This window comes from Propionicicella superfundia DSM 22317 (assembly GCF_000423465.1).
GTDB classification, from domain to species: domain Bacteria; phylum Actinomycetota; class Actinomycetes; order Propionibacteriales; family Propionibacteriaceae; genus Propionicicella; species Propionicicella superfundia.
Window position 1 is genome coordinate 538,355 of record NZ_KE384020.1, and the last position, 14,601, is coordinate 552,955.

Below are 14,601 nucleotides of genomic sequence, written 5' to 3' on the forward strand. Positions count from 1 at the left end.
GTACGCGTCGAGTCAGTCGGCGCCGAGGTAGGCCCGCTTCACCCGGTCGTCGCCGAGCAGGTTGCGGCCCGAATCGGAGAACATGATCTGGCCGACCTCCAGGACATAGCCCTTGTCGGCCAGCGACAGGGCGGCCTGCGCGTTCTGCTCCACCAGCAGGATCGTGACGCCCTCGTCGCGCAGTTCGCGGATCGTCCGCATGATCGTCTGCGTCATGATCGGGCTCAGCCCCATGGACGGCTCGTCCAGCATCAGCAGCTTCGGGCGGCTCATCATGGCCCGGCCGATGGCCAGCATCTGCTGCTCCCCTCCGGAGAACAGCCCGGCCGGTTGCTGCCGTCGTTCACCCAGCACCGGGAACAGGTCGTAGACGTTGTCCATGTCCTTCTTGACGCCCGACGGATCCTTGCGCGCATAGGCGCCCAGCCTGAGGTTGTCCTCGACCGACATCTTCGGGAACAGGCGCCGCCCCTCGGGAGACTGCGCGATGCCGCGCTGGACGACGCGGTGGGCCGCCACTCCGTCGAGCCGCTCCCCCTCGAACCAGATCTCCCCCGACACGAGCTTCAGCAGGCCGGAGATGGCTCGCAGCGTCGTCGACTTGCCGGCGCCGTTCGTCCCGAGCATCGTGACGATCTGACCGGCGCCCACCTCGAAGGTGATGCCCTTGACGGCGTTGACCCGGCCGTAGGCCACGACCATGTCCTTGACCTCAAGCATCGGCGTTCCCCTCCTCCTCGACGATCTGCGGAGTACCGATGTACGCCTCGATCACCCGCGGGTCGTTCTGGACGACCTCCCCGGGGCCTTCGACGAGCACCTCGCCCCGCACCAGGCAGTACACGCGGTCGCACAGGTTGAAGATGAACCGCATGTCGTGCTCGATGACGAGGATCGCGAGGCCGAGATCGCGGATCCGGAAGATGAGGTCCTCCGCCTCGCGGGTCTCCTGCGGGTTCATGCCCGCGGTGGGCTCGTCGAGCAGGAGCAGCTTCGGGTCGGTCGCGAGGGCGCGGGCGATCTCCAGCCGCCGCTGATCGCCGTAGGGCAGGTTGCGCGACAGTGTGTCGGCGTGCTTCTCCAGGCCGACGAAGGCCAGCAGCTCGCGGCTGCGCGCGGTGGCCTCGCGCTCTTCGCGGCGATGCCGCGGGAGCCGGAAGATCGCGTCGATGGCGTTGGTCTTCGTGCGGCAGTAGCGCCCCACCATGACGTTCTCGAGCGCCGTCATGTTGTGGAACAGGCGGATGTTCTGGAACGTCCGCGCCATGCCTTCCCGGACGACCTTGCGCGGACGTGGCGGGAGCGGCCGGCCGATGAACTCCACACTGCCGGACGTCGGCTTGTACAGACCCGTGAGGCAGTTGAAGAAGGTCGTCTTCCCAGCGCCGTTGGGGCCGATGAGCCCGACGATCTCTCCGGTGTGGATCTGCATGCTGACGTCGTTGACGGCCTTGAGACCGCCGAACTGCATCGTGACGTCGGTGGCCGACAGGAGGAGGTCCTTGCCCGAGCCGGGTGCGGCGTCGACCGTGGTCGCGGTGGCGGCATCCATCACTTCTGTCCCTTCGGGTCGGGATTGTAATGGGCGTGGTAGGTGACGAGCTCCTCCTCGACCTCCTCGGCCAACTCCTCATCGGTCGCGTGGAACTCCAGTTGCCGTCGCTCGTCGGCGATGATGCCCTCGGGGCGGAACCGCATCATGAAGACGAGCAGCAGACCGAACAGCAGCAGCCGGTAGTCGGAGAAGAAGCGCAGCTTCTCGGGCAGGAGCTTCAGGATGGTCGCGCCGATGAGAACGCCCATCACGGTGCCCATGCCGCCGAGCACCACGGCCGCGAGCAGGAAGGCCGATTCCAGGAAGACGTACTGGTCGGGTGTGACGGACACGTCGTGGTGCGCCTTGACCGCGCCCGCGACGCCGGCGAGGAACGCGCCGGTCGCGAAGGCGAGCAGCTTCAGCGCGAACGTGTTGACACCCATCGCCTCGGCGGCCAGTTCGTCCTCGCGGATCGCGACCCAGCCGCGGCCGATGCGCGACCGGTTCAGATTCGTGAAGACGACGATGATCAGCGCCAGGATCAGCAGCATCAGCCAGAAGTAGTTCGCGAAGCGGCCGATCGTGACGCCGAAGATCACATGGGTCGCGCCGAAGTCGAATCCGAAGAAGTTGAGATCGGGGATCCCGGGGATGCCGTCGGATCCGTTGGTGACGTTCGGTCCGTCGCTGCCGTCCAGGTTGTTCATCGTGATGCGGAAGATCTCGCCGAAGGCGAGCGTGACGATCGCGAGATAGTCGCCCGACACACGCAGTGTCGGCGAGCCGATGAGAAGGCCGAGCAGGGACGCGACCGTGCCGCTGATGAGAACGGTCAGCCAGAAGGGGGGCGTCCAGTTGATCGTCGCGAAGGCCGACCCGGACAGCACGGCCGAGGTGAACGCGCCGGCGCCGAGGAAGGCGATGTAGCCGAGGTCGAGCAGGCCGACCAGGCCGACGACGATGTTGAGGCCGAGGGCCGTGGCGCCGAAGATCAGCACCTGGGTGGCGATCGACATGTTGGCCTCGGAGCCGTTCTGGGTGAACGGGAAGGCGAAGGCGACGAAGAAGGCGGCGAGGACCAGCACGCGCTTGTTCGCGGCCGCGCACACTGCCAGCCAGCCAAACACGCCGAGCCGGAGGAGCGTCAGGACGAGACCGGCCGCGAAGCCCGCGTACAGCAGGAACGCGCCGGCGTCCTGCAGCCCGAGGGCGAACACCGCCGCGAAGAGCAGCGCGCCCATACCGGCGGCGATGGCGAGGATCTGGATGACCGGATGCGTCTTGATCCGGTGCATCGCCGGCTCGGGCGAGGTGGGCAGGAGGACCCCGGCGAGGGTCGCCACGACGCCGGCTCCGAGGGCGAGCCACGCACCGGGATCGACGTTGATGAGGCCGCCCGCCTCCAGCGCGATGGCGATGACGGCGATGACCGGGAAGCCCAGGAGCGTGAACGAGGCGAACCGGGCGGCCGTGTTCCACGCCACCCAGTTCGTCCAGGAGCCGTTGCGCGGCCGCAGGGCGATCGGGAGGAGGTACAGGATCGCCGCGAGCGCGCCGAGCGCCAGATAGTGGAACTGCAGCGGGGACGGGGCACCCCAGAACGACATGTCGTCGAGGGCGGCCGGGTCGTAGGACCAGGACAGCAGGACCGAGGCCGCGGCCACGACCGCCGCGACGCCGCCGACGATGCGCGCGGGGAGTTCGAAGCGCTGTCTGCTTTCGGAGCCGATCGTCATCATGCGCGGTCCACCACCTTCGCGCCGAGGAGGCCCTGGGGACGGAAGACGAGGACGAGGATGAGAAGCGCGAAGGCCCACACGTCCTTCCACGCCGTACTGCCGAACTGGCCCGGGATGAAGGACGTGGCGAGGGATTCGACCACGCCGAGGACGAGCCCGCCGACGACCGCTCCGTTGATGTTGCCGATCCCGCCGAGGACCGCGGCCGTGAACGCCTTCAGGCCGGACAGGAAGCCCATGCGGAAGTCGATGTTGCCGTAGCGCAGGCCGTGCGCGACGCCGGCGACGGCGGCCAGCGCGGCACCGACCGCGAATGCGGCCATGATGACCCGGTCGACGTTGATGCCCATGAGTCGAGCGGTGTCGGGGTCCTGCGATGTGGCGATCATCGCCCGGCCGGTCTTGGTGCGGTTCACGTAGAACCAGAGGAACAGGGTGCAGACGACGAGCGCGACGATCGTGAAAACGGCCGGCATCTGCACGGTCACCTGGCCGATCTGGAAGGAGGCTCCGGAGATGCCCTCCACGCTGGGGAACGGGATCGCCCGCTTCGAGTCCGGCATCCCGGGGATGTACCCGAAGAAGAGACGGATGAACTCCTGCAGGAACACGGACACGCCGATCGCCGAGATCAGGGGCGCCAGTCTCGGGGCGGTCCGCAACGGTCTGTACGCGAGGCGCTCGGTGAGGAGGGCGACGGCCACCGACACCACGACGCCGCCGAGGATCATGGCCGGCAGCAGGACGAACAACGCCGCGGCCAGAGACCAGGTCGTCGGCGAACCGAGCAGTACCCAGGTGGCGAAGGCGCCGAACGCGCCGACCATGAAGATCTCACCATGGGCGAAGTTGATCAACTGCACGATCCCGTAGACGACCGTGTAGCCGACGGCGATCAACGCGTACAGCGCACCGAGCGACAGACCGTTGATCAATTGCTGAAAGAAGAATTCCACGAGCCCTCCATCGAAGCGCGGGTACCCGAGCGACGCGGTTGGCACCCGGTGTTCCGGATGCCAACCGCGTCGGTCGAAGCGACTATTCGGCCGTCAGCGTCTTCTCGGTGCCCCACTTGCCGTCGGTCACCTTGTAGACGGTGATGACGCGGGTCACCGTGTCACCCCACTCGTCGAACGCCACCTTGCCGGTCGCGCCGTCGAAGCTGACATCGGCCATCGCCGTGATCGTCGCCGCGCGGGCGCTCTTCGCGTCGGTCGCGTCCTTCAGGGACACCTTGAGGGCGTCGATGATGGCGTTGGCCGCGTCGTAGGACTGCGCACCGTAGGCACCCATCGGATCGGAGAATCCGGCGTTGCTGTACGCCTCGACGAAGCTCTTGGCGGACTCCAGGGTCTCGACCGGGGCGCCGACGGAGGTGGCGAGATCGCCGTTCGCCGCCGAACCGGCGAGCTCGATGAAGGTCGGGTCGTAGATGCCGTCGCCGCCCATCAGCGGGACGTTGAGGCCGGCGGCCTTCATCTGCTTGGACAGCGGCCCGGCCTGCGGGTACTCGCCGCCGTAGTAGACGACCTCAGGACCGGCGCTCTTCACCTTGGTGATGACCGCGTTGAAGTCCTTGTCGTCGGGATTGATGGTCTCACCGGCGACGACGGTGCCGCCGCCTGCCTTGAAGGCCGCGGCGAAGGCCTCGGCGAGGCCCTGGCCGTACGACTTCTTGTCGTGGATGGTCGCAACCTTCTTGATGCCGGCATCGAGCAGGTACTGCGCGGCGACCGGGCCCTGGACGTCGTCGGTGGTGCACGTCCGGAAGTAGTTGTCGTAGGCCCGCTTCGGGTTGCTGAGGTCGCTGCCCCGGGTGAGCGTGGGGCTGGTGTTCGCCGGCGACACCTGAACGATCTGCGCCGGCTGCAGCACCGGGATCACGCTCTGGGCGACCGACGAGTTGAGAGTGCCCACGACACCGACGACCGCGTCGTCGGACGCGAGCTTCGTCGCCGCGTTCTTGCCGACGTCGGGAGTCGCCTGGTCGTCCTCGGCGGCCAGCTCCAGGGTCCAGCCCGGGATGGCGTTGGACTCGTTGGCCTGCCGGATGGCGAGGTCGACGGAGTTGCGGATGCCGAGGCCGAGGGCCGACAGGTCACCCGACAACGGTGCGATGACGCCGATCTTGGCGACCTTCGTCGAACCGGACGATCCGGAGGTGGATTCGGTTCGGGAGCCGCACCCTGCAAAAGCCAGCGACGTCGCCACAAAGGCAACCGCCGCCAGCTTGACGATACGTTTGTTCACACTTCCTCCTTGTGGACGGTGGCAGTCCCGCCACCCGCACGGTCGGGCAAGGCTACGGGAGCCGGGCATCATTTGAACACCCGTTTGTCTCATACGTGTTACAGCCGGGCCATGTGAACGTCCGTTACCGAATCGTTGTCATCGGGGAGCCCGGCCCGCTCCCCCATCCACCTGTCCGGCCGGCCTTCGCCACCGAATGCGGCGGCTCACGACGGGAGGCAGGGCAAGGGCCACGCTGGTCCAGAGGGCGAGACCGCGGTGGGCGTGCAGGCGAGGATGAACGGGCAGGGAACAGCCTTCCGGAATGCGGAGATTTCCGTCATGCCTCCCCCATTTCCGGGCTGTCGCCGGAACGGCCACCCCCGTTCTGGCGACCGCGTGGCCGGGCCGTTTCGGGACGCCGAAGGCGTTTCAGATCGTGGGACCGAAGGGGAACGAGCCGACGACGGTATGCCGGGGCCCTCCCGATCGTCCTTTTCCGAGCTCGGATCGTACGAGTTCGACCTCGCGCGCGATCCAGGTCGGACCCGTGTAGACCGACAGAGCGCGGACGATCGACGGCAGATCGCCCCCGTCGCGCAGCCGACGCCCCGACGCTCGTCGTCCGCCCGTGCGCGGATCCGGACGCGGGCGGGCCCGGGCCACCGTGAGATGGGCGCGCCGGTGCTGTGCGGTCTCGTGGTCGGAGCACGCCTCCATCAGCATGCGCAACGCGGTGAGATCGCCGCCCACACCGATCCACAACGTGCGATCCGCGAAAGAGCCGGCGCCGCGAAGCGAGAGCCCGAGGGCATCGACCCGCCGGGCCGCGGCGGCGACGCGGGTCGCGTGGGCGTCGAGCGAGCCGTCCGGCACCTCCCCGTAGAACGCGCAGGTGACGTGCCACTGGTCGGGGTCGGGCCACCGCAGGGAGGCCGTGGCGGTGTCGCGGATGGGGCGGAGCGCGGAGACGAGATGCTCGACGACCCGTGGGTCGGGGCGGAGCGCAGCGAAGAGTCTCATCACGTCGATTGTCGCGCGAAGACCAGGCGCTGAGGCAAACCTGACTTCTTGGCTTCAACTCTGGACAAAATACCTCCTCGGAGCGGGAATGGCCGGTAGTGTGCCTCATCGACGTTCTCTTCTCGAAAGGGTGGCATGCATGCGAAGAAGCGCGCTTGACAAGTTGGTTTCGGCTGTGGGACTTGCCCTCGCCGTCGTCCTCGCGGTCGCCGGAGGCCTGTTGACGTACGCCAACATTTACATCACGGAGCAGGTGAAAACCCAGCTCTCGAACCAACGGATCACGATGCCGTCGGGCGACGCCATCGCCGATGAGCGGATCAAACCGTACCTGGAGCAGTACGCCGGTCAGGAGATGACGACCGGCGACCAGGCATATGCCTTCGCCGAGCACTACATCGCGGTGCACATGGAGTCGGCCGGAGGCGGGAGGACCTATGAGGAGGTCTCCGGCGAGTACACGTCGCTCAACGCCCAGATCAAGGCGGACAGGGCCGCGGGCAAGGAGATCTCGCAGACGACGCTGGACGAGCTGGACAGCCTCGCGCAACTGCGCCAGACGCTGTTCATGGGCAACACCCTGCGGGGCCTGCTGCTGAACGCGTACGCGTTCGGGACGATGGCGAAGATCGCGGGGTACGCGGCCATCGCGGCCTTCGTCGGTGCCGCCGTGCTGCTCGCCCTCGGCCTGCTCGGGCTGCGGCACTCGAAGACGGCGACCGGGGAGATCTGATCCCGGAGCCGGGCCGGTCACGCACTGACCGGCCCGGCTCGTCTCGCGCACGGTCCGGGCGACGAGCGCCGCGGGACCGCGGGCGAGACGCGACAGGGCCCGCCTCACTGGCGGGCCCTGTCGCGTGCCGGATCTCAGAAGTTGATCATGTGGCCCGAGATGCCTTCGACGGTCTCCTTCAGCGCCTCCGACAGAGTGGGGTGCGCGTGGATGTTGCGCCCGACCTCCTCGGCGGTCAGGTCCCACTGCTGGGCGAGCGTCAGCTCGGGCAGCAGCTCCGTCACATCGGGACCGATCATGTGCGCGCCGAGGATCTCGTTGTACTTCGCATCCGCGACGATCTTGACGAAGCCGGTCGCATCCCCGAGCCCCCAGGCCTTGCCGTTGGCCTGGAACGGGAACTTGGCCACCTTCACGTCGTATCCGCGCTCACGGGCCTGCTCCTCGGTGTAGCCGAAGGAACCGATCTGCGGCTGGCAGTACGTCGCACGCGGGATCATGTCGTAGTTGATCGGCATGGTCTCGGCGCCGGCGATCGTCTCGGCCGCGACCACGCCCATCGCCTCCGCCGTGTGAGCGAGGGCGAGCTTCATCGTGACGTCGCCGATCGCGTAGAGGCCGGGGACGTTCGTGCGCATGTACTCGTCGATCTGGATCGCTCCGCGGTCGGTGAGCTGGACCCCGGTCCGCTCCAGGCCGTAGCCCTGGGTGCGGGGGGCGAAGCCGATGGACTGCAGCACACGGTCGGCGTGGAGCACCTGCTCGGCGCCGCCCGCGGCGGGCTTCACCGTCACGGCCACACCCTCGCCGGATTCGTCGATGTTCGTGACGGCGGTCGACGCCAGCACCTTGATGCCGAGCTTCTTGTACGCCTTCGCGAGTTCGGCGGAGATCTCGGGATCCTCGTTCGGGACGATCCGGTCGAGGAACTCGACGATCGTGACGTCCACGCCGTAGTTGTTGAGGACGTAGGCGAACTCGGTGCCGATCGCGCCGGCGCCGCAGATGATGATCGATCGAGGCAGCGTGTCGTCGAGGATCTGCTCCTCGTAGGTGTACACCTTGGCCGACCGGGACGTCCCGGGCAGCATCTTCGTCGTCGACCCGGCGGCGATGATGCAGTTGTCGAAGGTCACGACCTGCTCGCCGGTCTCCCCGGACACCTTGATGGACTTCGCGTCGACGAACTCGCCCCAGCCGTTGAGCTCGGTGATCTTGTTCTTCTTCATCAGGAAGTGGATGCCCTTGACCATGCGCTCCGAGACGGCCCGGCTGCGCGTGAAGGCCTTGCCGAAGTCGAAGGTGACATCTCCCTGGATGCCGAAGGTGTCCTTCTCGTGCGTGAAGACGTGGGCGATCTCGGCATTGCGGAGCAGGGCCTTGGTCGGGATGCACCCGACGTTCAGGCACACACCGCCCCACCACTGCTTCTCGATGATTGCGGTGTTGAGTCCCAGTTGAGCTGCCCGGATCGCGGCAACATAGCCGCCCGGTCCAGCCCCCAGGACCACGACGTCGAAGTGTGAGCTCATGTTCCGACTGTAGAGGATGTGGGAGGACGCGGGCGGCCCTGGTCACTCCGTGCGCATGAGCTGGTCAGGTATCGTGGTCGGGTGCATCAGAGCGGAAACGTCGGCGGGCTGATCCGAGACGCCAGGTCACTCCACGGGCTCTCCCTGGAGGAACTGGCGGCGGGGGTCGGGACATCCCCTCAACACCTCGCCGAAATCGAAGCCGGAGCCGTGCCCCCGTCCCTCGACACCCTGCGCGACGTCGCGGGGGTCCTGCAGGTCACGCAGGAGCCCAAGCGGCAGACCAATTACCGGATCGAGGGCGAGGCTCCGCTCTCGGGCTCGATCGAGGTCCGCTCGTCGAAGAACGCGGCCGTCGCCCTGCTCTGCGCGTCCCTGCTGAACCGGGGCCGGACGGTGCTGCGCGGGGTCGCGCAGATCGAAGAGGTCAACCGGATCATCGAGGTCCTCACGAGCATGGGTGTCAGCGTCGAGTGGTCCGAGGACCGCTCGGAGCTGTCGATCGTGCGTCCCGACCAGCTCGATCTGGAGGCGATGGACGAGGAGGCGGCGCGGCGCACCCGTAGCGTGCTCATGTTCTTCGGCCCGCTGCTGTCGTCCCACGATGCCTTCTCGCTCCCCTACGCCGGCGGGTGCAACCTCGGCGCCCGCACGATCGAGCCCCACCTGCAGGCCCTGAAGAACTTCGGCCTCACGGTGCGCGCGACCGAGGGGTTCTACCGCGCGCAGGTGCACCCGCCCACCGGCGAGCGGGTGCGCAGCATCACCCTCACCGAGCGTGGCGACACCGTCACCGAGAACGTCCTGATGGCCGCGGCCCAGCACGCCGACCTGACGGTCATCCGCAACGCCAGCAGCAACTACATGGTGCAGGACCTGTGCTTCTACCTGATGGCGCTCGGCGTCGAGATCGAGGGAATCGGGACGACCACGCTGCGGGTGCGCGGACTGTCCGAGATCGACACCGACATCACCTTCTCGCCGTCCGAGGATCCGATCGAGGCGATGTCCCTGATCACCGCGGCGGTGGTGACCCACTCCGAGCTCACGATCACCCGCGCCCCGATCGAGTTCCTCGAGATCGAGCTGGCCGTGCTCGCCGAGATGGGCCTGCGATACGACCTGAGCGACGAGTACCTGTCCTACAACGGGCACACCCGGCTGGTCGACATCACCGTGTACCCGTCGCATCTGCGCGCGGCGGTCGACAAGATCCACCCGATGCCGTTCCCGGGCCTGAACATCGACAACCTGCCGTTCTTCGCGGTCATCGCCGCGACGGCGGAGGGGTCGACGATGATCCACGACTGGGTGTACGAGAACCGTGCGATCCACCTTCTCGAGCTGAGCAAGCTCGGTGCGAACGTGCAACTGCTCGACCCTCACCGCATCCACGTGACGGGTCCGACGAAGTGGCGCGGCACCGAGACGATGTGCCCCCCGGCGCTGCGCCCGGCGGTCTGCCTGCTGCTCGCCGCGCTGGCGGCCAAGGGAACCAGCACCCTGCGCGACGTGTACGTCATCAACCGCGGCTACGAGGATCTGCCCAACAGGCTCAACGCGCTGGGTGCGAAGATCGTCGTCACGCACGACTGAACGGCACGGGCGCGGGCGCGCCCTCGCGCGTCAGGCCAGCCGCGTCACGTCGAATCGCGTCCGCGGGGTGACCAGTTCGTCCTGGGCGGCGACGAGTTGGAGTTCGCGCTTCCCGGAGTCCGCCGTCGCCTTCAGGACCGCGTAGACGACGGCCGCTGTCTCGGCGAGCGCGGCAGCCGGATCCCCCAGGCGCAGCCACTGCGCCAGGAACGTCGCCGCGGTCAGGTCGCCGGAACCACCGAAGGTCCGGTTGAGGTGGGGCGTCTCGACCCGCCAGGCGCCCTCGGGCGTCGACAGGACCATGCCCACCACGTCCTGGGAGTCGTCCGGGAGGACGGCGCTGGTGACCAGCACCACCTGAGGCCCCCGAGAGCGGACGGTGTCGCAGGCCGCGAGCAGTTCGCCGGTCGTGGTGGCCTCGGTGCCGGTGAGGAAGCTCAGCTCGAACAGGTTCGGCGTGATGATGTCGGCGTACGGCACGACCTCGTCGCGCAGGTACTCCGGGATGCCGGGGCGGACGAAGAACCCGCGCCCGACGTCGCCCATCACGGGGTCGCAGCAGTAGATCGCCGCCGGGTTGGCCTGCTTGACGGCCGCCACGGCCTCCAGCGTGACCGCACCGATGGACGCGTCGCCCTGGAAGCCGCTCAGGACGGCGTCGGCCTCCCCCAGCACGCCGCGCTCGGTGACACCGAGCAGCACCTCACGCAGGTCGTCGGCCGACAGCACCGGTCCGCGACAGGTCTCGTAGGCCGTGGTGTTGGAGAAGTGAACGGTGAGGATCGGCCACACCTCCACCCCCATGCGCATCAGCGGGAAGGTTGCGGCGCTGTTCCCGACGTGGCCGTACGCCACCGACGACTGAATCGACAAGATCGTGGTCATCGCGCCATCCTGCCGCGCTCGGCGGCCCGCGAGCGCGACCGGCGCGTCGATGAGACCGCGGTGCGCCGGCTCGCCCCGGGGCGCGCCGGTGGCCCATACTGAGCCAATGCCATCCTCGGCGCCCGGGATGTTCACGGGCTTCATCGCTGCGGCTCATCGCGGCGGCTCCCTGTACCGCCCCAATCTCGGCCGGGAGAACACGCTCCACGCGTTCGCCGAGGCCGTCCGCCTCGGCTACCGGTACCTGGAGACCGACGTCCACACGACCGCCGACGGTCACCTCGTGATCCACCACGATGCCGACCTCGCCCGGACGACGGACCGCTCCGGGCGGATCGGGGACCTCTCCCTCGCCGAGGTGCGGCGTGCCCGCGTCGGCGGGATCGATGAGATCCCGACGCTCGACGAGGCGCTGGAGTCGTTCCCCGACCGTCGCTTCCTGATCGACATCAAGGATGCCGCCGGCGTCTCGCCGCTCATCGCCGGCCTCACCCGCCACGATGCGTGGCACCGGGTCAGTGTGGGGTCCTTCGGTGCCGCCCGCCTGGCGCGCTTCCGTCGGCTGTCGGGTGCCCGCGCGACCACGGTCGCCGATCCGCTGGCGGTCGTCGCCCACCTCGCGGTCCCGGGACGCATGCTGCCCGCACCGGCCGCGTTCCAGATCCCGACGACGTGGCGGTTCGGACCCTTTCGTCACGAAGTGTTGACCTCCTCGTTCATCGCCCGTGCCCATGCGAGAGGCGCGGTCGTGCATGTTTGGACCATCAACGACCGAAGCGAGATGAACCGGGTGCTGGACCTCGGCGTGGACGGGATCGTCACCGACGCCATCGACGTCGCGCGGGACGTCCTCCAGCAGCGCGGCCTGTGGGAGGAAGCATGACCGTTGACGTCAGCGGAGCCGAGCGGCTCCCGACGGCTGCCCGACGACGCCAGCAGCGCTCCTGGTACTGGTACGACTGGGCCAATTCGGCCTTCATCACCACGACCTCGACGGTCATCATCGGGCCGTACCTGACGTCGATCGCGACCACGGCCGCCTGCGGCCCCGATGTCGAGACCGCCGACTGCACGACCCCGCTGCAGGTGCTCGGCTTCATTCCCGTCCTGCCCGGGGCACTCCACCCGTACATGGTGACCTTCTCGACGCTGACCTCGGCGATCCTGCTGATCATCATCGGGGCCATCGCCGATCGCTCGCCCCATCCCCAGCGGCTGCTCGGCGGGTTCGCCTGGGTGGGTGCGGCCGCCGGTTCGCTGCTGTTCTTCCTCGGCGGCACGAACTGGCAGCTCGGCGTGGTGCTGTTCCTCATCGCGAACTTCTGTATGGGCGCATCGCTGGTGATCTACGACGCCGTGCTGTGCCGCATAGCGACCCCGGACGAGCGCGACCGGGTGTCGAGTCGCGGCTGGGCCTGGGGCTATATCGGCGGCGGGCTGCTGCTGGCCGGGAACCTCGCGCTGATGACCCTGCACGCGTCGGTCGGACTGTCCTACGAGCTGGCGATCCGGATCAGCCTGCTGTCGGCGGGCCTGTGGTGGGGCATCTTCACGGTCATCCCCGTCCTCGGTCTGCGCCGCCTGCCGCGGACCGCGCTGGACGAGCTGGCCCCGGCGCCCGGGGAAGGACGCGTCCGTGCCGCGTTCACGCAGCTCGCCGACACGTTTCGCGACCTGCGCCACTATCCGCAGACGCTCCTGTTCCTCGTCGCGTACCTGTTCTTCAACGACGGCATCCAGACCGTCATCGGGCAGTCCAGCCTGTACGCGCAGGCCGAGCTGGGCATGACGACCAGTCAGGTCATGATCGTGTTCCTGCTGATCCAGTTCACCGCGTTCTTCGGCGCGCTGGGGTTCGGCGCGATCGCGGCGCGGCGCGGCGCCAAGCTGACGGTGCTGGTGGGGATCGGCATCTGGCTCGGGGTCGTTGTCGTCGCGTTCTTCATCCCCGGAGGAGTGTTCGCGGCGTTCGCCGGCCTGGGCGTGGCGATCGCGGTCGTCATGGGCGGCACCCAGGCGCTGTCACGCTCGCTGTACAGCCAGCTCGTGCCGGTGGGGCGGGAGTCGGAGTACTTCAGTCTCTATCAGGCGATGGAACGCGGCACGAGCTGGACCGGCACGCTCGTCTTCGGCCTCGTCTTCAGCCTGACCGGGACCTACCGTGCGTCGATCGTGGCCCTGATCGTCTTCTTCGTCGTGGGCGGCCTGCTGTTGTCACGGGTCGACATGCGCAAGGGCATCCTGGACGCGGGCAACGAGTTGCCCAAGGTCTACTGACCCGCCGGGCGCGGCCTTTTCGCGTGACCGGCGGGCGGCTACGGTGGAACACGTTCGCGGTGTGCGGCGTTCCGATCTGGTGGAGGAGGGTGATCACCGATGGCTGATCGAGCATTGCGCGGTTCGGGCTTGGGTTCGAAGAGTTTCGAGGACGAGACCGGCATCGAGTTCGCAGCGCGTCAGGAGGTCGGGTTCGACTGCCCCAACGGGCACCATTTCGATCTGGTCTTCGCTGAGGAGGCGGAGCTCCCCACGCAGTGGGAGTGCCCCCGGTGCGGGCAGATCGCCGGGCGTACCGACGGCGTGGTCGCCGAGGAGAAGGAGACGAAGCCGCCACGCACGCACTGGGACATGCTGCGGGAGCGGCGTTCGATCCCCGAGCTCGAGGAGCTTCTGGCCGAGCGTCTGGACGAGATCCGCAACCCCGACAAGTGACGGTGTCGGGTCCGCGTCAGGGCTCGATCTCGCCGCGAATGACGAGCGGATCGTCGGGGTCGTCGCCCGGTGTCCGAGGCGTGTCCGGTCCGCGCTCCTCCGTCGAGGCCGCTCCGCCGGCCGCGTCGGCGACGGTCTCCCCCTCGATCACAGTGCTCGCGTTCGTCACCATGCGCAGCCGTGTGACGTCCACCCCGCGCCGACGCAACCAGCGGTCGACGAGCGCGGATGCGCCGGAGCGCAGCAGCGGCCGGGTGAACGGCAGGATGGCGAGCAGGCCGACGACATCGCCGATGTAGCCGGGCAGGAACAGCAGAATGCCGCCCAGCATGATCAGCAGGACGTCGAGGATCTCGCCCTCGGGCGAGCGTCCGGCCTCGCGGAGCTGCCGGTATGCGGCCGCGGACGCGCGGCTCTCCAGGCCGACCAGCCAGCCGCCGAGGACGGCCGTGCCGAGGATGACCGCGAGCGACCACCAGACGCCGATCAGATTCCCGACCCACAAGAACACGGCCAGTTCGGCGAACGGATACGCGACGATCGCCAGCACGCGCAGGAGCGCCCGCCAGGAGAACCCCCCGGAGGCCGGCGACGGCGAGGGCGTCATCGGCGAGC

At 68.2% G+C, this 14,601-nt stretch carries 14 protein-coding genes; 5 read left to right on the top strand and 9 right to left on the bottom strand.

The genetic code is table 11. The annotated features are described in order from the left end of the window. Window positions 1–12 precede the first annotated feature (12 nt). The 6 genes from G555_RS0107685 to thpR form a co-directional block, all read right to left on the bottom strand. Complete coding sequence (locus G555_RS0107685; RefSeq protein WP_028708430.1) at window positions 13–720, bottom strand: ABC transporter ATP-binding protein; 708 nt, start codon at window positions 718–720, stop codon at window positions 13–15. Beyond that, window positions 713–1,552 (bottom strand): ATP-binding cassette domain-containing protein, encoded by an 840-nt coding sequence (locus G555_RS0107690; protein ID WP_028708431.1) that lies wholly within the window; start codon window positions 1,550–1,552, stop codon window positions 713–715. Before G555_RS0107690 ends, G555_RS0107685 begins: the two co-directional genes overlap by 8 nt. Beyond that, entirely contained in the window at window positions 1,552–3,276 is a 1,725-nt protein-coding gene (locus G555_RS0107695; protein ID WP_245581217.1) for a branched-chain amino acid ABC transporter permease, read from the bottom strand. The genes G555_RS0107690 and G555_RS0107695 overlap by 1 nt, the downstream gene beginning before the upstream one ends. Further along, window positions 3,273–4,232: a branched-chain amino acid ABC transporter permease gene (locus tag G555_RS0107700; protein WP_028708433.1), complete on the bottom strand. Its 960-nt coding sequence runs from the start codon at window positions 4,230–4,232 to the stop codon at window positions 3,273–3,275. The genes G555_RS0107695 and G555_RS0107700 overlap by 4 nt, the downstream gene beginning before the upstream one ends. An 82-nt stretch (window positions 4,233–4,314) precedes the next feature. Continuing rightward, window positions 4,315–5,526, bottom strand: a complete 1,212-nt coding sequence (locus tag G555_RS0107705; protein ID WP_028708434.1) for a branched-chain amino acid ABC transporter substrate-binding protein — start codon at window positions 5,524–5,526, stop codon at window positions 4,315–4,317. 411 nt (window positions 5,527–5,937) lie between these two features. Continuing rightward, the gene (gene thpR, locus G555_RS0107710) at window positions 5,938–6,528 is read right to left on the bottom strand and encodes an RNA 2',3'-cyclic phosphodiesterase (RefSeq protein ID WP_028708435.1); all 591 of its coding nucleotides are present in this window, start codon (window positions 6,526–6,528) and stop codon (window positions 5,938–5,940) included. A 175-nt stretch (window positions 6,529–6,703) separates the two neighbouring features. Here thpR and G555_RS0107715 point away from each other — a divergent pair, with 175 nt between their 5' ends. Beyond that, window positions 6,704–7,261 (top strand): hypothetical protein, encoded by a 558-nt coding sequence (locus tag G555_RS0107715; protein WP_245581218.1) that lies wholly within the window; start codon window positions 6,704–6,706, stop codon window positions 7,259–7,261. A 134-nt stretch (window positions 7,262–7,395) separates the two neighbouring features. Here G555_RS0107715 and lpdA read toward each other — a convergent pair whose 3' ends face one another. Further along, window positions 7,396–8,793, bottom strand: coding sequence for a dihydrolipoyl dehydrogenase (lpdA, locus tag G555_RS0107720; protein WP_028708437.1), 1,398 nt, complete (start codon window positions 8,791–8,793; stop codon window positions 7,396–7,398). 81 nt (window positions 8,794–8,874) lie between these two features. On the opposite strand from lpdA, the gene G555_RS0107725 reads away from it, so the two are divergent. After that, complete coding sequence (locus G555_RS0107725; RefSeq protein ID WP_051208559.1) at window positions 8,875–10,389, top strand: helix-turn-helix domain-containing protein; 1,515 nt, start codon at window positions 8,875–8,877, stop codon at window positions 10,387–10,389. Between the two features lie 30 nt (window positions 10,390–10,419). Here the strand turns inward: G555_RS0107725 and pdxY are convergent, their stop codons facing one another. Continuing rightward, on the bottom strand, window positions 10,420–11,274 hold the full coding sequence (gene pdxY / locus G555_RS0107730) for a pyridoxal kinase PdxY (RefSeq protein WP_028708439.1): 855 nt from the start codon (window positions 11,272–11,274) through the stop codon (window positions 10,420–10,422). Between the two features lie 106 nt (window positions 11,275–11,380). Here pdxY and G555_RS0107735 point away from each other — a divergent pair, with 106 nt between their 5' ends. The 3 genes from G555_RS0107735 to G555_RS0107745 all read left to right on the top strand — a co-directional run bounded on the left by G555_RS0107735 (window position 11,381) and on the right by G555_RS0107745 (window position 13,986). Next, a complete protein-coding gene (locus G555_RS0107735) occupies window positions 11,381–12,157 on the top strand; it encodes a glycerophosphodiester phosphodiesterase family protein (RefSeq protein ID WP_036921591.1) in 777 nt (258 codons plus the stop codon). Further along, a complete protein-coding gene (locus G555_RS0107740; protein WP_028708441.1) occupies window positions 12,154–13,551 on the top strand; it encodes an MFS transporter in 1,398 nt (465 codons plus the stop codon). Before G555_RS0107735 ends, G555_RS0107740 begins: the two co-directional genes overlap by 4 nt. Before the next feature lie 99 nt (window positions 13,552–13,650). Next, window positions 13,651–13,986: an RNA polymerase-binding protein RbpA gene (locus G555_RS0107745; protein WP_028708442.1), complete on the top strand. Its 336-nt coding sequence runs from the start codon at window positions 13,651–13,653 to the stop codon at window positions 13,984–13,986. A gap of 16 nt (window positions 13,987–14,002) precedes the next feature. Here G555_RS0107745 and G555_RS0107750 read toward each other — a convergent pair whose 3' ends face one another. Next, complete coding sequence (locus G555_RS0107750) at window positions 14,003–14,593, bottom strand: FxsA family protein (protein ID WP_051208560.1); 591 nt, start codon at window positions 14,591–14,593, stop codon at window positions 14,003–14,005. Between the last annotated feature and the right edge of the window lie 8 nt (window positions 14,594–14,601).